This is a genomic window from Bradyrhizobium sp. MOS002, from assembly GCF_003020115.1.
Lineage (GTDB): Bacteria > Pseudomonadota > Alphaproteobacteria > Rhizobiales > Xanthobacteraceae > Bradyrhizobium.
Genome location: NZ_PYFX01000010.1, coordinates 63,761 through 84,374 on the forward strand (window position 1 = coordinate 63,761; position 20,614 = coordinate 84,374).

Below are 20,614 nucleotides of genomic sequence, written 5' to 3' on the forward strand. Positions count from 1 at the left end.
CCCGGAACCGTCGGGCCGACAATGCCGCTTTTGGCGCTTCACCGCAAGGATTCGGGCCGGGCGATCCCCTCCGCACGGCCCAAATCGGCCAAGTGACCGGTCAAGAGCGCCCCAAGACGCCGCTAGTATGGCCTTATCGTGACCATGGGCCGCGACCGCGGCCGGGTTCTCACGCGAACGTGCGTCACACGGCCAAGGTCACGCAATATTGGTCGCATGGGGTCTTGGCCACGTGAATCGTGGCTTGCTGACGCCCGCCTACATCGCCTCGTAGTTTGGACCGCCGCCGCCCTCAGGGGGAACCCAGGTAATGTTGCCGTTGGGGTCCTTCACGTCGCAGGTTTTGCAGTGGACGCAGTTCTGGGCGTTGATCTGGAAGCGCGGGCCCGAACCTTCCTCGATCCACTCATAGACGCCGGCCGGGCAATAACGATTCGAGGGACCGGCAAACACGTCGTGCTCGGAGGTCTTCTGGAGGTTCATGTCCGTGACCTTGAGATGGACCGGCTGGTCCTCCTCATGATTGGTATTGGACAGGAACACCGACGAGAGCTTGTCGAAGGAAATCTTGCCGTCCGGCTTCGGGTAGGTCCTCGGCGCGTGGGTCTTGGCCGGATCGAGCGTCGCGCGATCGGGCTTCGCGTGCGACTGGGTGCCAAACAGCGAACCGCCGAACAGCGTGTTGCACCACATGTCGAAGCCGCCGAGCGCAACGCCGAGCACGGTGCCGAACTTCGACCACAGCGGCTTGACGTTGCGGACCAGGAACAAATCCTTGCCGACCGAGGAGGAGCGCCAGGCATTCTCGTAGTCGACGATCTCGTCATTGGCGCGATCGGCGGCAATGGCGGACGCGACGTGCTCGGCGGCGAGCATGCCCGTGCCCATCGCATTGTGCACGCCCTTGATGCGGGGAACGTTGACGAAGCCGGCCGCGCAGCCGATCAGCGCGCCGCCGGGGAAGCTGAGTTTCGGCACCGACTGATAACCGCCCTCGGTGATGGCGCGCGCGCCATAAGCGAGCCGCTTGGCACCTTCGAAGGTGGAGCGGATCGACGGGTGGGTCTTGAAACGCTGGAACTCGTCGAACGGCGACAGATACGGATCGTCGTAGTTGAGATGCACGACGAAGCCTACGGCAACGAGGTTGTCGTCGTAGTGATAGAGGAACGAGCCACCCCCGGTCTTCAGATCGAGCGGCCAGCCGAACGAATGCTGGATCATGCCCTTCTGGTGCTTGGCGGGATCGATCTGCCAGACTTCCTTGAGCCCGATGCCGAACTTCGCCGGCTCGCTGTTGGTATCCAGCGCGAATTTCGCGATGAGCTGCTTGGTCAGGCTGCCGCGCGCGCCTTCCGCGAACAGCGTGTACTTGCCGAGCAATTCCATGCCCCGGGTAAAGGAGTCCTTCGGCTTGCCGTCGCGGCCGACGCCCATGTCGCCGGTGGCGATGCCCTTCACCGCGCCCTGCTCGTCATAGAGCACCTCGGCGGCGGCAAAGCCCGGATAGATTTCGACGCCGAGCGCCTCAGCCTTGCGCGCCAGCCAACGGCACACATTGCCGAGCGAGCCGATATAGCAGTGATGGTTGTCCATCAGCGGCGGCATCATGAAGTTCGGCAGCTTGATCGCGCCGCCCGCCGTCATCCAGTAGAAGCGGTCGTCCTTCACCTGCGTCTTCAGCGGGCAGTCGGAATCCTCGCGCCAGTCGGGAACGAGCTTGTCGAGCCCGGCCGGGTCGATCACGGCGCCGGAGAGAATATGCGCACCGACCTCGGAGCCCTTCTCCACCACGACGACATTGAGATCGGCATTGATCTGCTTCAGCCGGATCGCCGCAGCCAGGCCCGAGGGGCCGGCGCCGACGATGACGACGTCGAATTCCATGGATTCGCGCGGGGGAAGTTCTTCGGTGCTCATCTGATCTCAGCCCTTGAGACGGTCCTTGGTCGATTGCGCCCTCTTGTTTCCGATTTTTCCGGGTAGGACAACCTCGGAAATGCGTTTCGCCTGGGTGCAAGGCGCCCCAAACTGATATAAAAGTCTGACTTTCCAAATGATCCCCGAACCCGCACCCACCGTCCGAGAGCTTCTCGCCTTCTATCTGGAGGCTGGAGTCGATTGCGCGCTCGCGGAGGAACCGGTCGACCGCCTGGCGGAATTGGATGCTCCACCTGCGGCCCCGCGCGCCCCACCTCCTGTCGAGGCGCCACGGCCGGCCGCCGCACCGGCGGTGTTGCGCGGCGAGGCCGCACCCGCGCCCGACATCGCGATCGCCTCGGCGCGCGAGGCCGCACGCACCGCGCCGACCTTGGAGGCGCTGCGTGAGTTGATGCAGAGCTTTGACGGCTGCGCGCTGAAGCACACGGCGACACGGTTGGTCTTCGCCGACGGTAATCCGCAGGCGCGCATCATGTTCGTCGGCGAGGCACCGGGCCGCGACGAGGACATCGAGGGGCTGCCCTTCGTCGGGCGCAGCGGCAAGCTGCTCGACTTGATGATAGGAGCCATAGGCCTCAACCGCACCACCGCCTACATCGCCAACGTGATTCCCTGGCGGCCGCCCGGCAACCGCACGCCGACGCCGCAGGAGACGCAAATCTGCCTGCCGTTCATCCAGCGCCAGATCGAGCTGGTGAACCCGGATGTGCTGGTGACGCTCGGCAATCCTTCGACGCAGACGCTGCTGTCGACCCGCGAAGGCATCATGCGCACCCGCGGCCGCTGGTTCGACTACGAGACGGGCGCGCGCACCATCCACGCGCTGCCGACCTTCCATCCCGCCTATCTGTTGCGCTCGCCGTCCTACAAGCGGCTGGCCTGGCAGGATCTGCGCGCGATCGCGAAGGTGCTGGCGGGCGCGTGAAGGGCCGTATGACCTCTCCCCGTCATTGCGAGCGCAGCGAAGCAATCCAGAATCTTTCCGCGGAGAGATTCTGGATTGCTTCGTCGCAAGGGCTCCTCGCAATGACGACGGAAAGAGCGAGCGACTAGGTCCCCTTCGGCCGCACGACGGCCCAGCCGATCCGCAGGAGTTGCTGGCGTCCGGTCACCAGCCATTCGAAGGCGCGCGGGACTTCCGGGACGATGCCGGGAAAGCGCGCGAGGATGTCCGGCGGCGGGGTGCCGGCGGTATCGGAGGCGCGCCAGACCACGACGCCGCCGGTTTCGCTGAATTTGGCTTGATTGATCCAAGGCGTCCGCGCGGGCTCGGCATCGATGAAGAGATGCGGCCGGCCGGAATGCAGCGTGATCAAGCTCGCAAGCTGGGTCTCGCCGGCGACCGCGCGCAGGCGATGATTGGTGCGGCGGGAAAAGCTCTCGTCGAAGAAGTCCGAAATCGCGCGCGCCGGCATCGAGGTCGCGATCTCGTTGGCACCGGTCCACGGCAGGAGCAGGACAGCGAGCACGACGCCGATTGCGGGCGCGATCACGGCGGCCGCCCAGACCATCCGCAGCATCCTCGCGCGGCGCATCGCGATGAGATCGCCGGCCCCCACGACCACGGCAAGCCCGGACAAGACCAGGACGACGCCGGCGCCGCCGACGACGGCGGCGAGGCCCAGCAGGCCGGAGATCAGCACCGCGCCGAGCGCCGGCGCCAGCGCGAAGAAATAGACGAAATTGCGCGCGAGCGGCTCGACCGGCGGGCGGTAGATGATCGGCGCCTCTTCGCTCTTGGGAACGAACAGGCCGGTGTTGAGGACCGTCAGCGCCGGGATCGCCGCCGCACCGAGCAGGAGCCCCCCGAGCAGCCAGGCCGCGTGCAGCGCGCGGGCATTGAGCTCGGCGACCTGCGGCAAGGCCGGCAGGACGAGCGCCTCGGCGCGCATCAGCCAGACGGCATAGGGCAATGCCAGCACGGCAACGACCACCAGCGCAAACAGCGGGTCGAGTGCGCGCAACGTGCGGCGGCCGCCCGCGGTTGCGAGCGCGAAGACGACGATCAGCAGCAGCAGGAAGATCGCGGCCGGCGTCGTCAGCAACAAGAGGCCCGCTTCGATCGACCAGGCGAACCAGGCATTGCCGCGGCGCTGTCCGATGATCTGCCAGGAATGCAGCAGCAGCAGCGCCCAGAGCGGCCGCGCCAGCACCAGGGGGCCGAAGTCGAGTGCGGGCGAGGAGAAGGCCAGCAGCGTCATGGTCAGCAGCACGGCCAGCACCGCCTGCTGAGGGCCGACCACCGCGCGGGACAGATGATAGAGCGTGATGAAGGTCGCGATCCCGCAGAGCTCGGCCAGGACGTAGACGCCGAAGACGTGGCCCCCGGCGGCGCGATAGGCGATGTCGGCGAGCCAGACCGGCAAGGGCGGGCCCAAATCGGTGCCGACCTGGTATTCGCGGCCGAAGGCCAGCAGGGTCGCGAGGCTGCCGGGCGGGCTGCGATAAAACACCAGCGCCACGAACAGCCACATCGCGGCCTGGAGCAGCACGACGATCCAGACGATCAGCCGCGGCCGCGCGCGAATGAGCTCGATGACCAGAGAGGTAAACCGCATGCAACGTCCGAAAGATGCAGCCAACCCGTCAAGCCGGCCCTATTCGCTGACGAGTGTTTTGATAGAGGGCGTGACGCGTCGTGGCAACCGAGTCTCGTCTACAGATTTGCCGGCGCGTCGACTTCCAGGCTCGTGTCCACCTGCAGCCCGATCTCGGTCACCGCAAACAGATCCTGCGCCGGCTCGACCGTCCAGGGCATGTGCTTGGCGCGCGCGGCGGCGACGGGGGCAAAGAAGCTGCGGTGGTGGACGGTGGGGCCGAGGCGGTTGAGCGCATGGAGGTGCTCGGGAACGGCGTAGCCCTTGTGCTGCTCGAAACCGTAGCCCGGACAGTCCTGAGCGAGCGCGCACATCAGGCGGTCCCGCGTCACCTTGGCGATGATCGAGGCCGCTGCGATCGACAGGACGATGCCGTCGCCGCCGATCACGGCCTCGCAATCGCATGCCGTGTCGAGCCGGTCGCGGCCGTCGACGAAGACGTGCCGGGGCTGCTCGGGCAGCGCCACCACGGCGCGCTTCAGCGCCCACAGCGAGGCGCGCAGGATGTTGTCGCGGTCGATGCGGGCGCGCGAGGCGACGGCCACCGAGACCTGGGCGGTCGCGCAGATCTTGTCGAACAGCCTTTCGCGCTCCTCGGCCGTCAGGCGCTTGGAATCGTCGATGCCGCGCGGGATGCGGTCGGGATCGAGAATCACCGCCGCCGCCACCACCGGACCGGCCAGCGGCCCGCGGCCGGCCTCGTCGCAGCCCGCCACCGGCCAGACGCCGCGCTTGATCAGCGCGCGCTCGCGGCGAAAGCTTGGTGCGACGATGATGGCGCCCTTGGCGCCAGCCAGCGCCTTGGCGATTTTTTTGGGCGCAGCCTTCTCGTTCTTAGGCGCAGCCTTCTTGTTCTCAGGCACAGCCTTCTTGGGCGCGCCTTTGGCCGGCTTCTTGGCGGATTGATCCCGAATCATGGCCGGGATCGTGCGCAAGCGGCATGGTCTGCGCAACCGGGAACCTCGGACAATTCCCGTTATTCAAGTCAGCCGCCCTATTCCGCCAGATGCACCCGTCGGTCCTCGCCAACTTCGATGCCGGGCGCGACCACGACTTCCCAGGGATGGCCGTCAGGATCGGCGAAATAGCCGGAATAGCCGCCGTAGTCGGTCTCATGCGCGGCTTTCAGCAGCGCGGCTCCCTTGCCGACGGCGAACGCCAGCACCGCATCCACCTCCTCACGCGCGCGGCAGTTCCATGCGAGCGTCATGCCGCGGAACGTCGATGGCCTCGGATGATCGGGCAATTTGGCGTCGACCGCCAGCTGATCCCAGGGGAACAGCGCGAGCACCGGACCGCCGGTGTCATAGAACGCAACGGCCTCGCCGGTCCCCTTGAGCCGGCGCGAGAAACCGAGCGCGTCGTAAAAGGCAATGCTGGCGCGGATGTCGTTCACGCCCAGCGTGATAACGGTGAGCCGCGGTATTGGAGCTGGCAGTTCCTGACTCATACGACGCCTCTCCCACTTCGTCCTCAGAACAGGCTGAGCTGATCACCGTTCCGCTTCGGCTTGGCAAAATGATCCGTCGTCAGTTTGGAGCGCCGCTTGTTCAGCCCGAGCCTGTCGCAGGCGATCTCGAAGCGGCGGCCGATGGTCCAGGCCATCGGGCCGGTGCCCTTCATGCGCTCGCCCCATTTCGCGTCGTAGTCTCGTCCGCCGCGCATATCGCGGATCAGCGTGAAGACGTGGCGATAGCGGTCCGGATAGTTCGCCATCAGCCATTCGCGAAAGAGATCGCGCACCTCGAGCGGCAATCGCAGCAGCACGTAGGAGGCTTCCTTGACGCCGGCATGGGCGGCGGCATCCAGGATACGCTCGATCTCGGAATCGTTCAGCGCGGGGATGACGGGCGCGACCATGACGGTGGTCGGAATGCCGGCCTCGGAAAGCTGCTTCAGCGCCTCCAGCCGCTTCGGCGGCGTGGACGCCCGCGGCTCCATGGTGCGCGCCAGCTTCGGATCGAGCGAGGTCACGGAGATCCCGACCTTGGCGAGGTTGCGCTTGGCCATGCGCGCGAGAATGTCGATGTCGCGGGTCACCAGCGCCGATTTGGTGACGATCCCGACGGGATGGCCGGCGCGCTCCAGCACCTCCAGAATGCCGCGCATGATTTTGCGCTCGCGCTCGATCGGCTGATAGGGATCGGTGTTGGTGCCGATCGCGATCATCCGCGGCTCGTAGCCGGGCGCAGCAAGCTCCTTCTCGAGCAGCGCCGGCGCCTCGGGCTTCACGAACAGCTTGGACTCGAAGTCGAGCCCCGGCGACAGGCCGAGATAGGCATGCGTCGGCCGCGCGAAGCAATAGACGCAGCCGTGCTCGCAGCCGCGGTAGGGATTGATCGAGCGATCGAAGCCGATGTCGGGAGATTCGTTGCGGGTGATCACCTTGCGCGAGGTGTCGATCCCGACCGTGGTCTTGAACGGAGGCAGTTCTTCGAGGCTCTGCCAGCCATCATCGAATGCGACGCGCGCCTCGGCCTCGAAACGGCCGCTGGCGTTGGTTTGCGCCCCCCGCCCCCGCCTGCGCGCGCGGTCGATGGCGACGCCCAGCTCGGGAAAGTCGACGGGGAAATCAGAAGGCGCACCCGCCGGCTCGGAGGGCGCCGTGACCGGCGGGTGCTTGAGGGCACGAGAGGATGCTCGACTCATGAAGCCAAGATAGCAGGCAAACGGAACAAATCAAGAACAAGAAACAAAAACTGAAAAACAAACCCATGCACAGGAGCTGCCCAAACTTCGGGCGAGCGCCTTTGACCTCGCGCAACACGTCCGTCGCAGCGATTTCGTTTGATGCCGGCCAGGGATCAATCGTCCCAGCACGATGTTGGTGACGATCGCTGTGTGAAGGTCGGCAAGAACATGACAAATCAAAGACAGTCGCCTGCGGCGAGCAGCGACCTCGGCCTCGTTGATCGCTATTGGCGCGCTGCGAACTATCTCTCCGTCGGGCAGATCTACCTGCTCGACAACCCGCTGCTGCGCGAGCCCTTAAGGCCCAAGCACATCAAGCCGCGTTTGCTCGGCCATTGGGGCACGACGCCCGGCTTGAATTTCATTTATGCCCATCTCAACCGCGTCATCCGCGCGCTGGACCTGAGCGTGATCTATGTCTGCGGTCCCGGCCACGGCGGCCCCGGCATGGTCGCCAACACCTATCTCGAAGGCAGCTACAGCGAGATCTATCCCGATATCGCCCGCAATACCGACGGGTTGCGCAAGCTGTTCAGGCAGTTCTCCTTCCCCGGCGGCATCCCGAGTCACGCGGCACCTGAAACGCCGGGCTCTATCCATGAAGGCGGCGAACTCGGTTACGCGCTGGTGCATGCCTATGGCGCGGCATTCGACAATCCCGACCTGATCGTCGCCTGTGTCGTCGGCGACGGCGAGGCCGAGACCGGCCCGCTCGCGGCGTCCTGGCACTCCAACAAGTTCCTCAATCCCGCGCATGACGGCGCGGTGCTGCCGATCCTGCATCTCAACGGTTACAAGATTGCCAATCCGACCGTGCTGGGGCGGATGCGCGACGACGAGATACGCGATCTCTTCCGCGGGCTCGGGCACGAGCCGCTGTTCGTCGAGGGCAACGATCCCAAATTGATGCACCAAGCCATGGCGGACGCGCTCGACATCGCGCTCGCCAGCATCCGGTCGATCCAGCAGCACGCCCGCGACGGCCGCAAGAGCGTCGAACGCCCGCGCTGGCCGATGATCGTGCTGCGCAGCCCGAAGGGCTGGACCGGCCCCAAGGAAGTCGACGGCAAGAAGGTCGAGGGTTTTTGGCGGGCGCATCAGGTGCCCGTCGCGAACTGCCGCGAGAATCCGGCGCATCTGAAGATTCTCGAAGACTGGATGCGTAGCTACGAGCCGGAAAAGCTGTTCGACGCGAACGGCGCGCTCATTGCCGAGCTCCAGGCGCTCGCGCCCGAAGGCAATCGCCGCATGGGCGCCAATCCGCACACCAATGGCGGCCTTCTGAAGAAGGAGCTGAACCTGCCGGACTTCCGCAGTTTTGCAATCGAGGTGCCGCAGCCCGGCGCCGTGACGGGAGAAGCAACCCGCGAGCTCGGAAAATTCCTGCGCGACGCCATCCGCCTCAACGCCGAGGCGCGCAATTTCCGCATCATGGGCCCGGACGAGACCGCGTCAAACAGGCTCGATGCGGTGTTCGAGGCCACTGAACGCGTCTGGATGGAGCCGATCGAATCCTACGACGTGCATCTCGCCCAGGACGGACGCGTGATGGAAGTCCTGAGCGAGCATCTCTGCCAGGGCTGGTTAGAGGGCTACCTGCTCACGGGACGCCATGGCTTCTTTTCCTGCTACGAGGCGTTCATCCACATCGTGGATTCCATGTTCAACCAGCACGCCAAATGGCTGAAGGTGACGCGGCATCTGCCGTGGCGGCGCCCCATCGCCTCGCTCAACTATCTGCTGACCTCGCATGTCTGGCGTCAGGACCACAACGGCTTCAGCCATCAGGATCCCGGTTTCGTCGATCTCGTCGCCAACAAGAAGGCCGACATCGTCCGCATCTACTTCCCGCCGGACGCCAACACGCTGCTGTGGATCGCCGATCATTGCCTGCGCACCTATAACCGCATCAACGTCATCGTCGCCGGCAAGCAGCCGGCGCCGCAATGGCTGTCGATGCAGGAGGCGGCCACGCACTGCGATGCCGGCATCGGCATCTGGAGCTGGGCCGGCACGGAAGACGCGAATGGCGAGCCCGATGTCGTGATGGCCTGCGCCGGCGACGTGCCGACACTGGAAACGCTCGCCGCCGTCGACCTGCTGCGCAAGGCGTTGCCCGAGCTGAAGATCCGCGTCGTCAACGTCGTCGACCTCATGACGCTGCAGCCCAGGGAGCAGCACCCGCACGGCTTGTCCGATCGCGACTTCGACGGCCTGTTCACGCGCGACAAGCCGGTGATCTTCGCCTATCACGGCTATCCCCATCTGATCCACAGGCTGACCTATAACCGCACCAACCACGCCGGCATGCATGTGCGCGGCTTTGCCGAGGAAGGCACCACGACGACACCGTTCGACATGGTCGTGCTCAACGAGCTCGACCGCTATCACCTCGCGATCGAGGTGATCGAGCGCGTGCCGGGGCTCGCGACCAAGGCGGCGCAGGTGAAGCAGCAATTCCGCGACAAGCTGATCGAGCATTCGCGCTACATACGCGAGCATGGCGAGGACATGCCGGAAATCCAGGAATGGGTCTGGCAGAACAGCGCCGGCGGCAACACGGCAGAGGCAGGCGATTGACGGCAGCCATGTCGAACACGGTACTCGTTCTGAACTCGGGATCGTCGAGCATCAAATTCGGCCTGTTCGATATCTCGGCAGCCGAGCCCACCCTGCTCTGCAAGGGCCTGCTCGACGAGCACGATGCGAAGCCACGACTCGTCGTGAAGAGCCCCGCGGGCGAAGACCTGTTCGAGAAACGGAGAGAAGCATCGGATACGGACAGCGATCATCTGTTCGCTGACGTGCTCGGCTTCATCGAGGATCGTTTCGGCGGCCATCGCTTGCGCGCTGTCGGCCATCGCGTCGTCCATGGCGGTCCGGACTATTCCGCTCCGGTCGAGCTGACGGACGATGTCATCGCAAAGCTGGAGGCGTTGACGCCGCTGGCACCGCTGCACCAGCCGCGGTGCCTGGCGCCGGTCCGCGCCATCAGAGCGATCAGGCCCGACCTGACGCAGATCGCCTGCTTCGACACCGCCTTTCACCACGGCATTGCGCCGCCCGCCAGCCGCTTCGCCATTCCGAGACGCTATGAAGAGCGCGGCGTCCGGCGCTACGGATTTCACGGCCTCTCGTTCGAATATGTCGCGGAACGGCTCGCCCGAATCGCGCCGCAGCTCGTCGCGAAGCGCACCGTGATCGCGCATCTCGGCAACGGCGCGAGCCTGTGCGGCTTGCGCGACGGCCGCAGCATGGACACCACGATGGGACTGACGCCGCTCGACGGGCTGGTGATGGGCACGCGCTGCGGCAGGATCGACCCGGGCGTGCTGCTCTATTTGCAACAGCACGAGAAGATGTCGGTCGAAGATGTCCAGCACCTGCTCTATCACGAGTCAGGCCTCCTGGGCGTCTCCTCCATTTCTTCGGACATGCGCACGCTGCTTGCGAGCAGCGAAGCTGCGGCACGGGAGGCGGTCGAGCTCTTCACCTTCCGCGCCGCGCAGGAGGTGGCGGCGATGGCGACAACGCTTGCCGGGCTGGATTGCCTGGTCTTCACCGGCGGCATCGGCGAGCATGCCAAGGAAATCCGCAGCGCGATCGGTGAGCGTCTCGAATGGCTCGGTGTGCGCATCGATGCCGCTGCGAATGATGCGGCGCGCGAGCGCATCAACGGTGGCGATAGCGCAGTCGATGTCTTCGTCATTCCAACGAATGAGGAACTGATGATCGCACAGCATTGTGCGGCGGTGCTGCGACCAGGCAATCGCATTTGAACGAGCACAATCAGTGCGTCCCCGACCAAATCTGGAAACAGCCGATCGCGACCTCGATCACGATCAGCACCACGACCGCGATTTCGAGGCGGAGCGAGCGCTGGGTATCGATGATGTCGGTGAGCGCGTTGGCGGTCGCGGACACGGCGGTGAGCTTGCGCTCGAGCGTGTCGAGGCGCTCCTTCAGTTCGTACTCATCTTCAAGGCGGGCATAGAGCCGGTCGAGCTCGGGTTTTTCCCAGAGCACGTCGGGTTTCTCGGCCACCGCAACACGGCCGGCGACGCGCTGCTGGACGAGAAGCGCATTGCCGATCAATTGCAAGATGCCCTTGCGCCGGGGCGGCGTGCGGCCCTGCTCGGCGAGCTTGCGCGCGAACGGCTCGATCACGTCGAAGACCGCGGCGACGCGGCGCTCGTCACGCGCGAGCGAAGTGCTCTTGGCAAGCGCGTCCGCGATCAGCAGCAGCCGGTCGTCGGAGAATTTGGCGAGGCAGATCGGGCCACCCGGCAGGATCGCCTCGGCGCTTTCGTCCTTGCAGAGCTGCGCATGGGCGATCTCCTCCTCGTAGGGGCTGAATTCGCCGATCACACGGGGCTTCAGGCTGTCGATCAGCACTTTCTCCTCCGAAGGGAGGAGACCGATCAGCACCACAACGCCGTAGCGGAAGATGACCGCAAGGCCGGCATGGACGCGGAAGGCGGCCGGCGTCGAGGAGACGGTCGTCCCCATCTCGATGCCGGAGGGATTGATGCGTTCACCCAGCATCACGGCGCGGATCCGCAAGGTCGGCGCGCCGTCAGGCCTGGGAGATGTTGTCGGCGAGTTAACAGCAAGTTGATCGGCGTTCATGCGAAGCCCTCGTCAGCAGCGTGATTGGAAGTTTTTCCCGTCCCCGCGCTCGTCCGCTATCGCATCCTCTTCTTGCAGGATTGCGAACGGCCGGCGCGTCGCGCAATATCGCGGCTGGACCTCCGGATTAATACGGTCAGAACAGGCTGGCGCCGACACATTCGGCAATATCGCCACCCCGCACGGGACATATTTGGATGCGACGGCTGCAGCGGTTTACCATCGTACACCGAAGCGCGGCCGGAAAGTTGCACTCGGCAGCGCCACATGTTTTATGACGCCGTCATAATGAGCTACGCTTCTCCCGAAGTGTGGACACTGAAGCTTCAATCATGCTGAGCGTCATCATTCCAACCGAAGGCGTCGAGCAGACCGCGGTCGCAACTCTGGCCGCGCTGGTACCCGGTGCCGCCGCAGGCATCATCCGGGAAGTGCTCCTGGTCGATGGCATCCGCAATGGCGTCATCGAGCGGGTTGCCGACGTCGCGGGCTGCCGTTTCATCGGTTTCGAAGGATCCACGCAAGGCGCCGCGCTTGCCGCCGGCGCACTCCAGGCCCGTTCGTCCTGGCTGATGTTCCTCCCTGCGGGCGCCGTGCTGGAGACCGGCTGGATCGAGGAAACCACCCAGTTCATCCAGTCCGTCTCGACCAGCGGCCGGGATCGTGCGGCCGTCTTCCGCTATGCGCGCTCGCCCTACACCGATGCCGGCTTCCGCGATATTCTCTGGGCCCTGATGCGCAAGCTCGTCGGTCCCTTCGGCGATCAGGGACTTTTGATCGCGCGTGATCACTACGACCGCATCGGCGGCTACCCGCCCCAAGCCCGCCGCTCGGAGGCTCGGCTGCTCCGGCGGCTCGGCCGCTCGTCCCGGATCATGCTGCGCAGCCGGATCGTCATGGTCGGCTGAGGCACCTCAATACTTGCCAAAGTCAAATAATTATTTGACAATGGCAAGCATCGAGGTGACCCCATGTCGTTCAACTGTACCGACGACCACATCGCAGCAGTTCGCGCCTTCAACCGCTTCTACACCCGCAAGCTTGGCGTGCTCGACCAGCACCTGGGAAAGAGCCCGTTCTCGCTCAGCGAGGCCCGCGTGCTCTATGAGCTCGCACAACGGGACGACCTTGCCGCAAAGGAGATCGGCAACGAGCTTGGCCTCGACCCCGGCTATCTCAGCCGAATCGTGCAAAGCTTCGACGAAAAGGGCCTGATCGCTCGCAGGCCCCTGCCCGCGGATCGCAGGCAATACCAGCTCAGCCTCACCGCCAAGGGACGCCAAGCTTTTGCCAAGCTGAACCTGGGTTCGCAAAATGAGATCGCCGCAATGCTGGCTCAGCTTTCGACGAGCGATGCAACGCGGCTCACGCAGGCTATGGCGACAATCGAGGCCGTGCTGGAGCGTCGAAGCCAGCCCGCGGCTTTCATGCTGCGCAGCCATCGCGTCGGCGACATGGGCTGGGTCATCTCCCGACAGGCCGCCGCCTATGCGGCCGACTACAACTGGGATATCAGCTACGAGGCCCTGGTCGCCGAGATCTGCGCACAGTTCATCAAGGACTATGACGCCGCGCGCGAGCACTGCTGGATTGCGGAAGTGGATGGCGAGCCGGTCGGCTCGATCTTTCTGGTCAAGGCCACGGAAGAGATTGCCAAGCTGCGCCTTTTGCAGGTGGAGAAGAAAGCACGGGGCCTAGGTGTCGGCCGCGCGCTGGTCGAGCAATGCATCCAGGGCGCACGCGAGAGAGGCTACAGCAGGATGACGCTGTGGACGCAAAGCGTCCTGGTCGCCGCGCGTGGCATCTACCAAAGTGCAGGCTTCAAGCTGGTGAAGGAAGAGAAGCACCACAGCTTCGGGCAAAGTTTGGTTGGCGAGACCTGGGAGCGAGATCTGTAAGACTCTCGCAACGAGCGAGATGCGCATGAATGCGCCCTCGCCCCTTGTGGGAGGGGGCAGCGAGGCTGGTAAAGGCGACCTGATTTGGGTGAGAGGTATGTCTCCGCGAGCGTTCGTGCCTGCGGCGAAAACCCCTCATCCGGCGCTATAGCCGAAGCTTTGCTTCGGCGTTCTTTAAGAACGGCGGCCGAAGGCCGCCTATCCCACCTTCCCCCGCATCCGCCTTCGCTAAAGCTTCGGCGGACATGAGGGGAGAAGGAATGTCCAACTAAACCGTCGCGCCCTGCGCCTTCGGCCGGCGCAGGTGCTCGTCCAGGCGCGGCATGATCTCGACGAAATTGCAGGGACGCGTGCGGTAGTCGAGCTGGGCTTTGAGGATGCCATCCCAGCCGTCGCGGCAAGCCCCGGGCGAACCCGGGAGGCAGAAAATGTAGGTTGCGCCCGCGACGCCGGCCGTGGCGCGGCTCTGGATCGTCGACGTACCGATCTTGGCGTGGCTCAGCATGTGGAATGCGATCGAGAAACCGTCCATGCGCTTCTCGAACAGGGGCTCGACCGCCTCCGGCGTGATGTCGCGCCCGGTGAAGCCGGTGCCGCCGGTGGTGATGACGACGTCCACGCCTGCGTCCGCAATCCAGCGGCGGATGACGGCGCGGATGGCCTCGACGTCGTCGGTGACGATCTCCCGCGCGGCGAGATGATGGCCAGCAGCGGTGAGACGGTCGGCCAGGGTCTGGCCAGACTTATCATCCGCGAGCGCGCGCGTGTCGGACACGGTGAGCACCGCGATGTTGAGCGGGACGAACTGTTTGGTTTCGTCGATGGAGGTCATTGCAACGCACCTTCTTTCCCCGCCCACTGACGTCATCCTGAGGTGCGCGCTCTTGCGCGCCTCGAGGGATGGGCCACGGGCTCGCCATCCTTCGAGGCTCGCCAATTGGCGAGCACCTCAGGATGACGGATAGAGCCCCTACTGTCCGCCGCCAAACGTGTTGCAGGCCTGGACGGTGCCCTGCTGGTAGCCGGTCATAAACCACTGTTTGCGTTGCGCCGCCGAGCCGTGGGTGAAGGAATCGGGCACGACGCGGCCCGTGGACTGGCGCTGCAGCGTGTCGTCGCCGATCGCGCTCGCCGTGGTGAGTGCGGCGTCGATGTCGCCCGGCTCCAGGAAGTTCGGCCGCTTCTTCGCCTCGCGATTGACCCAGACACCGGACAGGCAGTCGGCCTGCAATTCGACCTTCACCTGGAGCGCGTTCGACTCAGCCTTGCTGCCGGCCTGCTGCTGCAGGCGCGTCACGCGCGGAATGATGCCCAGCAGGTTCTGGATGTGATGGCCGGCCTCATGGGCGATGATGTAGGCGGTGGTGAAGTTACAGGCGGACTTGCCGGAGCAGCCGCGAAAACGCGTCTCGACCTCGCGGAAGAAACCGGTGTCGAGGAAGATGGTCCTGTCGGGCGGACAATAGAACGGTCCCATCGCCGACTCCGCCCGGCCGCAACGCCCGCCATTGGTGACGTTGCGGAACAGCACGACCTTCGGACCGGTAAAGGACTGGCCCGAGGCCTGGAAGATCTCGCTCCAGCGATCGTCGATCTCGCCGAGGATGCCGGAGATCATGCTGCCCATCTCGTCGGTCGGCGCGCCGCGCTTGGTGTTCGACGACTGGCGATCGGTCTGGTAGGACGGCGCCTGGCCGCCACCGGTGAGGATCTCGGCGCCGCCGATCAGGATGCGCGGATCGATGCCGAAGGCGTAGCCGACCAGGCCGAGCACGATGATGGTGCCGATGCCGAGCCCGCCGCCGCCCATGGGAAGGCCGAACCCGCCTCCTCCACCGCCGCCGCCACCATCGTCGCGACGATCCTCGATGTCGTCGCTGCGGCGGAAATCATCGTAGCGCATGGCGGCTTCCCTCGGTCCTGGCTCAATTCGGCGCAAAAGCGCGAAAGCTCAACGCGCCACATACGTAAAATTTCCGTCGCGTTAATCAATATCCCGCTCGGCAATTATTGCCTAGTGCGACGGCATGGCAATGCCAGCAATTTTTTCCGGGCATCGAGCAATTTTTTCCGAGAGGAATTTTGAGTCTTTTTGCGCTCCGATCACAGCCGCAACGCGAAGAAACGCGAAATACACTGCAAAACATGGAGAATGCGCGGAGCGAACCGCGTGCAAGGCGCGACGTGAGGGCTGTTCACGAAAGCGGCGGGTTAAGTCGATTTTTACTTTGCCGCTTCAATGTAACGGTCAGTCGGTTGTTTGGTCCCGCGTCGCCGACAGCGTCGCCTGAGTCAGAGTTCTTGAGTCATGGTAGAGTCGCGTCGCGGGGCGTCTGCAAGGGCGCCCCGCACAAATTTTGAGTCTTCGTCGCATCGCATCATTCTCGGTGATTGCGTCGCCGAGATGTCGAAGCTTCAGGCTGGTTCGGTCGACCTGGTGTTCGCCGATCCACCCTACAATCTCCAGCTCAAGGGCGATCTCAAACGCCCCGACGAATCCCATGTCGATGCGGTCGACGACGACTGGGACAAGTTCGATTCGTTCTCCGCCTATGACGATTTCACCCGCGCCTGGCTGCTCGCCGCTCGCCGCGCGATGAAACCGTCGGCGACGATCTGGGTGATCGGCTCCTATCACAACATTTTCCGCGTCGGCGCGATCATGCAGGACCTCGGCTTCTGGCTCCTGAACGACATCGTCTGGCGCAAGACGAATCCGATGCCGAATTTCCGCGGCCGCCGCTTCACCAACGCGCACGAAACCATGATCTGGGCCGCGCGCGACGAGAAGGCCAAGGGCTACACATTCAACTACGAGGCGCTGAAGGCCGCCAACGAGGACGTGCAGGCACGGTCCGACTGGCTGATCCCGCTCTGCACCGGCGAGGAGCGCCTCAAGGGCGCCGACGGCAAGAAAGTGCACCCGACGCAGAAGCCGGAAGGCCTGCTCGCGCGCGTGTTGCTGTCGTCCTCCAAACCCGGCGATCTCGTGATCGATCCCTTCAACGGCACCGGCACCACCGGCGCGGTCGCAAAGCGCCTCGGCCGCTCCTATATCGGCTTTGAGCGCGACAAGACCTATGCGAAAGCGGCACAAGCGCGCATCGCCGCGGTCGAGCCGCTGCCGGAGGCAAGCCTCGCCCCGTTCATGACGGCGCGTGAAGCGCCGCGGGTTGCGTTCTCGGAATTGATCGAGCGTGGCATGATCATGCCCGGCACCAAGCTGTTCGACGCCAAGAAGAAGCTCGGCGCGCTGGTCCGCGCCGACGGCGCCATCATGTTCGGCGACAAGGTCGGCTCCATCCACCGCATGGGCGCGGTGGCGCAAGGCGCGCAGGCCTGCAACGGATGGACCTTCTGGCACATCGAGACCAAGAAGGGTCTCAAGCTGATCGACGAGCTCCGCGCCGAGATCCGCGCCGGCATGGCGGCGGGGTAGTCTCCTTTCGTCATCCCGGAGCGCGCCTCCCGGCGCAGCCCCGGAATGACGAGACTGGTTGAACACGGCGGCCGACGGGACTAGATTGAGCGCCTACGCCCCGTCTTGACCGGTCGAGCCATGCGACGACAGTCCGAGACATTGCTGCTGGTGCCGCTGCTGCCGATCTTCCTGCTCGGCATGTTTCCGATGTTCCTGATTGCGCTGCTCGGATTTTTCGGCCTCGCCTTGTTCGGCGTGCTCGTGGTTTGCGTCGGGCTCGCCAGCAGCAACGAGGCCCATGACAGCTTCAATCACGACGTCATCGTTCACGGCTACGCGCGCGGATCGGAGCGAGCAGCGCGGGCCTCCGACATGCATATCGCTACCCGGCTCGGGCTGCGCCTGGAGGCCGTGGGCGCGTGCATGGTCATTACGGCGGCGATCGGCCTTTGTTACGCCGGCTGATCTGCGTGACGCGCAGATACCGCCCGGCAAACTCGCCGGTTGCCCTCCCCGACAAGGTTCAGGCAAGACAAGGCCGCTTGCGGACATGTTGCTGCCTCTCAGCCAACAAACACAGGGAAGATGACCGATGCTCAAATTCTATTTCAACGGGTCGCCGAACCCGACCAAGGTCGCGCTATATCTCGAAGAGGCCGGCCTGCCCTTCGAGCCGGTCAAGATCGACACCCGCAAGGGCGAGCAGTTCACGCCGGACTATCTGAAGATCAATCCGAACGGCAAGGTGCCGGCGATCGACGACAACGGCACGATCGTGTTCGATTCCAACGCAATCCTGCTCTATCTGGCCGAGAAAACCGGCAAATTCCTGCCCGCCGCCAATGTTCGCGGCGAGATGCTGTCATGGCTGATGTTCATCGCCACCGGCGTTGGGCCCTATTCAGGTCAGGCCGTGCACTTCAAGCATTTTGCGCCGAAAGACCAGAACCACGACTACGCGCATAACCGCTACCAGTTCGAGACCGATCGTCACTACAAGATTCTCGACGGTCACCTCAAAGGCCGCAGCTACATGGTCGGCGACAGTTATTCGATCGTCGACATGGCGCTGTGGGGTTGGGCACGGATGGTGCCGTTCAAGCTCGGCGACGATGCCTTCGCGCGATACCCGAACGTGAAGCGGCTGGTGGACGAGGTCACGGCGCGGCCCGCGGCGGCGCGCGCGATCGCGCTGAAGGACAAGTTTACCTTCAAGGCGGAGATGGACGACGAGGCCCGCAGCAACATGTTCAAGCACATGACGACGAAAGTGGCCTGATAGCGGCACGTCGCAATGCGAGGCCACGCGCATGCGCGTGGCCTTTTGCTTTGAGGCTCAGGCGGCGTGGACCGAGTTCAGGAAGTTGGCGACTTCCTGCTTCAAGCGGTTGCTGTCGGCCGACAGCGAGCGGGCCGCCGAGAGCACCTGCGAAGAGGCCGAGCCGGTCTCGGAAGCGCCGCGTTGCACGTCACCGATGTTGGACGACACGAGCTGCGTGCCATGGGCGGCCTGCTGCACGTTGCGGGAGATCTCCTGCGTCGCCGCACCCTGCTCCTCCACGGCGGCGGCGACCGTCGACGAGATCTCCGACAGCCGCTCGATGGTGCCGCTGATCTCCCTGATCGAGCCGACCGACTCCTCCGTCGCGGCCTGGATGCCCGAGACCTGCTGGGCGATCTCACCGGTGGCCCTCGCGGTCTGCTCGGCGAGCGCCTTGACCTCCGAGGCGACCACGGCAAAGCCGCGGCCGGCTTCTCCCGCGCGCGCCGCCTCGATGGTAGCGTTCAGCGCCAGCAGGTTGGTCTGGCCGGCGATGGTGCTGATCAGTTCGACCACGTCGCCGATGCGGGCCGCAGCCTTGGAGAGTTCGCTGACGCGCGCGTTGGTCTTGCTCACCTGACCGACGGCTTCGCCCGCGATGCGCGCTGATTCCTGCACCTGGCGCGCGATCTCCGTCACCGAGGAGGACAACTCCTCGGTCGCGGAGGCGACCGCCTGCACATTGGCCGAGGCTTCCTGGGAGGCGGATTGCACTTCGGTGGAGAGATCCTGGGCGCGCCTCGCGGTCGCGGTCAGGGTGCCGGCCGAGCCCTCGAGCTCGTGCGATGCCGAGGATACGGTATCGACGATCTCGCCCACCGCCTGCTCGAACTGGCTGGCGAGCCGGGCCATGTCGGCCTTGCGGCTCTCGGCCTGCCGGGCTTCGGTTGCGGTCTGCTCATGGCGCAGCTTTTCGGTCTCGATCATGTTGGTCTTGAAGACGTCGATCGCCTTGGCCATGTCGCCGATCTCGTCGGCCTTGCCGCGCGAGGGGATCTCCACGGCGAGATTACCCCCGGCAAGCAGCCCCATTGCCCGCGTCATCGAGGTCAGCGGCCCCACGATGCTGCGGGCGGTCAGGAAAGCGACGATCAGTCCGAACAGGACGGCGAGGCCGCCCGCGATCCCCTGCAGCGAGGTCGTGCCGTCGATCACAGCATCGGCCGCGGTGCGCGAATCCTTGTAATCCGTCTTCAAGGCGGTTTCCGTGACCTTGAGCTTGGCGATGCTAGCGGAGATGAGCGGTGCGAGATCCTTGTGGTAGATCTCGTCGGACCGCAGCATCGCGGCAGAGGTCGTTTCGAACGCGGATTTGTAGATACCGAGGGCGGTCTTCACAGGCGTCAGAGACGAGCGAAGGTCCGCCGCCTGCGGGCTCCTTTCGACGGCTGCCAGCCGCTGCACCGCTCTGTCGACATTGGTTCTGAAGGCGGTGGGGCCGTTGGTGTCGCGCAGAGCGAGGAAGCGCCAGTTCGCGATTCGAACCAGCAGGACCCGGGACTCGAGGTCCGCGACGAGCGACACTGTGTCGTCGTCCGCGGCGGCGCGGGCCACATCGACCAGCTTGGCCATCTTGACGGTCAGCTCTTCGCCGCTCGGCAACAGCGTCGCCTTGCCGGTCCGCGCCTCGTTGACGGCGTCGCCGAGACTGTCGCGCAGGCTTTTCATTTTGGCGATGTCGGCGATCAGATCGTTGTAGAGCTTCCGCCGCTCCTCCGAGAGGGTGCCTTTTGCTCCGAGCTGCAACAGCCCGGTCGCCGCGGTCTCTCGCTCGGCGGCCTCCCGCATCGCAGGCTCGTTGGCGTCGTAAATGTAGCGCAGATTGGCCCGCTGGATGGCGTGAAGATGGGTTGATATCTCCAGAACGCGCGCCGTGCTGTCCGACAACGTGGAGAGTTTTGCGACCTGATCCTGGACGGACCGCAAATTCCAGATGGCAACCACCGCCATCACAAGACCAACCGCCACCAAGGCCATGAAGCCTGCGTACAGGCGCCCCCTGATCCGCAAACGAAAACTCGGCATTCCCACTGTCCACCCAGATGCATGTCAATTCGAGCGGCCGGCCTAATCCGGCGATCGTCACCGGCCACCCTGGCAGCCGCGCGTCGCGTCA

Annotated in this window: 17 protein-coding genes; 8 read left to right on the top strand and 9 right to left on the bottom strand. The window is 64.8% G+C overall.

The annotated features are described in order from the left end of the window. Positions 1-258 precede the first annotated feature (258 nt). Entirely contained in the window at positions 259-1,920 is a 1,662-nt protein-coding gene (locus C7G41_RS25550) for an electron transfer flavoprotein-ubiquinone oxidoreductase (protein WP_106945111.1), read from the bottom strand. Positions 1,921-2,056: 136 nt separating this feature from the next. On the opposite strand from C7G41_RS25550, the gene C7G41_RS25555 reads away from it, so the two are divergent. Next, positions 2,057-2,866: a uracil-DNA glycosylase family protein gene (locus C7G41_RS25555; RefSeq protein WP_106945112.1), complete on the top strand. Its 810-nt coding sequence runs from the start codon at positions 2,057-2,059 to the stop codon at positions 2,864-2,866. Positions 2,867-2,990: 124 nt separating this feature from the next. Here C7G41_RS25555 and C7G41_RS25560 read toward each other — a convergent pair whose 3' ends face one another. The 4 genes from C7G41_RS25560 to C7G41_RS25575 form a co-directional block, all read right to left on the bottom strand. Continuing rightward, positions 2,991-4,499, bottom strand: coding sequence for a glycosyltransferase family 39 protein (locus C7G41_RS25560; RefSeq protein ID WP_106945113.1), 1,509 nt, complete (start codon positions 4,497-4,499; stop codon positions 2,991-2,993). A 98-nt stretch (positions 4,500-4,597) separates the two neighbouring features. After that, positions 4,598-5,455, bottom strand: coding sequence for a ribonuclease HII (locus tag C7G41_RS25565; protein WP_106945224.1), 858 nt, complete (start codon positions 5,453-5,455; stop codon positions 4,598-4,600). Between the two features lie 77 nt (positions 5,456-5,532). Further along, positions 5,533-5,988 (bottom strand): VOC family protein, encoded by a 456-nt coding sequence (locus C7G41_RS25570; RefSeq protein WP_106945114.1) that lies wholly within the window; start codon positions 5,986-5,988, stop codon positions 5,533-5,535. Between the two features lie 23 nt (positions 5,989-6,011). After that, positions 6,012-7,187: a PA0069 family radical SAM protein gene (locus C7G41_RS25575; protein WP_106945115.1), complete on the bottom strand. Its 1,176-nt coding sequence runs from the start codon at positions 7,185-7,187 to the stop codon at positions 6,012-6,014. A 210-nt stretch (positions 7,188-7,397) separates the two neighbouring features. Between C7G41_RS25575 and C7G41_RS25580 the strand changes: the two genes are divergently transcribed. Further along, positions 7,398-9,809 (top strand): phosphoketolase, encoded by a 2,412-nt coding sequence (locus tag C7G41_RS25580; protein WP_199198605.1) that lies wholly within the window; start codon positions 7,398-7,400, stop codon positions 9,807-9,809. Positions 9,810-9,817: 8 nt separating this feature from the next. After that, positions 9,818-11,008 (top strand): acetate/propionate family kinase, encoded by a 1,191-nt coding sequence (locus C7G41_RS25585; protein WP_106945117.1) that lies wholly within the window; start codon positions 9,818-9,820, stop codon positions 11,006-11,008. A 10-nt stretch (positions 11,009-11,018) separates the two neighbouring features. Here C7G41_RS25585 and C7G41_RS25590 read toward each other — a convergent pair whose 3' ends face one another. After that, positions 11,019-11,858, bottom strand: coding sequence for an RMD1 family protein (locus C7G41_RS25590; RefSeq protein ID WP_106945118.1), 840 nt, complete (start codon positions 11,856-11,858; stop codon positions 11,019-11,021). A gap of 332 nt (positions 11,859-12,190) precedes the next feature. Here C7G41_RS25590 and C7G41_RS25595 point away from each other — a divergent pair, with 332 nt between their 5' ends. Next, positions 12,191-12,766, top strand: a complete 576-nt coding sequence (locus tag C7G41_RS25595; RefSeq protein ID WP_106945119.1) for a glycosyl transferase — start codon at positions 12,191-12,193, stop codon at positions 12,764-12,766. A gap of 63 nt (positions 12,767-12,829) precedes the next feature. Then, complete coding sequence (locus C7G41_RS25600) at positions 12,830-13,756, top strand: helix-turn-helix domain-containing GNAT family N-acetyltransferase (protein WP_106945120.1); 927 nt, start codon at positions 12,830-12,832, stop codon at positions 13,754-13,756. Between the two features lie 268 nt (positions 13,757-14,024). Here C7G41_RS25600 and moaB read toward each other — a convergent pair whose 3' ends face one another. Continuing rightward, entirely contained in the window at positions 14,025-14,588 is a 564-nt protein-coding gene (gene moaB / locus C7G41_RS25605; RefSeq protein ID WP_106945121.1) for a molybdenum cofactor biosynthesis protein B, read from the bottom strand. A 138-nt stretch (positions 14,589-14,726) separates the two neighbouring features. Then, positions 14,727-15,659, bottom strand: a complete 933-nt coding sequence (locus C7G41_RS25610; RefSeq protein ID WP_106945122.1) for a neutral zinc metallopeptidase — start codon at positions 15,657-15,659, stop codon at positions 14,727-14,729. Between the two features lie 405 nt (positions 15,660-16,064). Here C7G41_RS25610 and C7G41_RS25615 point away from each other — a divergent pair, with 405 nt between their 5' ends. The 3 genes from C7G41_RS25615 to C7G41_RS25625 all read left to right on the top strand — a co-directional run bounded on the left by C7G41_RS25615 (position 16,065) and on the right by C7G41_RS25625 (position 18,456). Next, a complete protein-coding gene (locus C7G41_RS25615) occupies positions 16,065-17,195 on the top strand; it encodes a site-specific DNA-methyltransferase (RefSeq protein WP_106945123.1) in 1,131 nt (376 codons plus the stop codon). 120 nt (positions 17,196-17,315) lie between these two features. Further along, positions 17,316-17,642: a hypothetical protein gene (locus tag C7G41_RS25620; protein WP_106945124.1), complete on the top strand. Its 327-nt coding sequence runs from the start codon at positions 17,316-17,318 to the stop codon at positions 17,640-17,642. Positions 17,643-17,769: 127 nt separating this feature from the next. Beyond that, positions 17,770-18,456: a glutathione S-transferase family protein gene (locus C7G41_RS25625; protein WP_106945125.1), complete on the top strand. Its 687-nt coding sequence runs from the start codon at positions 17,770-17,772 to the stop codon at positions 18,454-18,456. A gap of 57 nt (positions 18,457-18,513) precedes the next feature. Here the strand turns inward: C7G41_RS25625 and C7G41_RS25630 are convergent, their stop codons facing one another. Next, entirely contained in the window at positions 18,514-20,523 is a 2,010-nt protein-coding gene (locus C7G41_RS25630) for a methyl-accepting chemotaxis protein (protein ID WP_106945126.1), read from the bottom strand. Positions 20,524-20,614: the final 91 nt, after the last annotated feature.

Coding starts and splice junctions, on each gene's coding strand:
- C7G41_RS25550 (WP_106945111.1), bottom strand. CDS start 1,920: ATGAGCACCGAAGAACTTCCCCCGCGCGAATCCATGGAATTCGACGTC.
- C7G41_RS25555 (WP_106945112.1), top strand. CDS start 2,057: ATGATCCCCGAACCCGCACCCACCGTCCGAGAGCTTCTCGCCTTCTAT.
- C7G41_RS25560 (WP_106945113.1), bottom strand. CDS start 4,499: ATGCGGTTTACCTCTCTGGTCATCGAGCTCATTCGCGCGCGGCCGCGG.
- C7G41_RS25565 (WP_106945224.1), bottom strand. CDS start 5,455: ATGATTCGGGATCAATCCGCCAAGAAGCCGGCCAAAGGCGCGCCCAAG.
- C7G41_RS25570 (WP_106945114.1), bottom strand. CDS start 5,988: ATGAGTCAGGAACTGCCAGCTCCAATACCGCGGCTCACCGTTATCACG.
- C7G41_RS25575 (WP_106945115.1), bottom strand. CDS start 7,187: ATGAGTCGAGCATCCTCTCGTGCCCTCAAGCACCCGCCGGTCACGGCG.
- C7G41_RS25580 (WP_199198605.1), top strand. CDS start 7,398: ATGACAAATCAAAGACAGTCGCCTGCGGCGAGCAGCGACCTCGGCCTC.
- C7G41_RS25585 (WP_106945117.1), top strand. CDS start 9,818: ATGTCGAACACGGTACTCGTTCTGAACTCGGGATCGTCGAGCATCAAA.
- C7G41_RS25590 (WP_106945118.1), bottom strand. CDS start 11,858: ATGAACGCCGATCAACTTGCTGTTAACTCGCCGACAACATCTCCCAGG.
- C7G41_RS25595 (WP_106945119.1), top strand. CDS start 12,191: ATGCTGAGCGTCATCATTCCAACCGAAGGCGTCGAGCAGACCGCGGTC.
- C7G41_RS25600 (WP_106945120.1), top strand. CDS start 12,830: ATGTCGTTCAACTGTACCGACGACCACATCGCAGCAGTTCGCGCCTTC.
- moaB (WP_106945121.1), bottom strand. CDS start 14,588: ATGACCTCCATCGACGAAACCAAACAGTTCGTCCCGCTCAACATCGCG.
- C7G41_RS25610 (WP_106945122.1), bottom strand. CDS start 15,659: ATGCGCTACGATGATTTCCGCCGCAGCGACGACATCGAGGATCGTCGC.
- C7G41_RS25615 (WP_106945123.1), top strand. CDS start 16,065: ATGGTAGAGTCGCGTCGCGGGGCGTCTGCAAGGGCGCCCCGCACAAAT.
- C7G41_RS25620 (WP_106945124.1), top strand. CDS start 17,316: ATGCGACGACAGTCCGAGACATTGCTGCTGGTGCCGCTGCTGCCGATC.
- C7G41_RS25625 (WP_106945125.1), top strand. CDS start 17,770: ATGCTCAAATTCTATTTCAACGGGTCGCCGAACCCGACCAAGGTCGCG.
- C7G41_RS25630 (WP_106945126.1), bottom strand. CDS start 20,523: ATGCCGAGTTTTCGTTTGCGGATCAGGGGGCGCCTGTACGCAGGCTTC.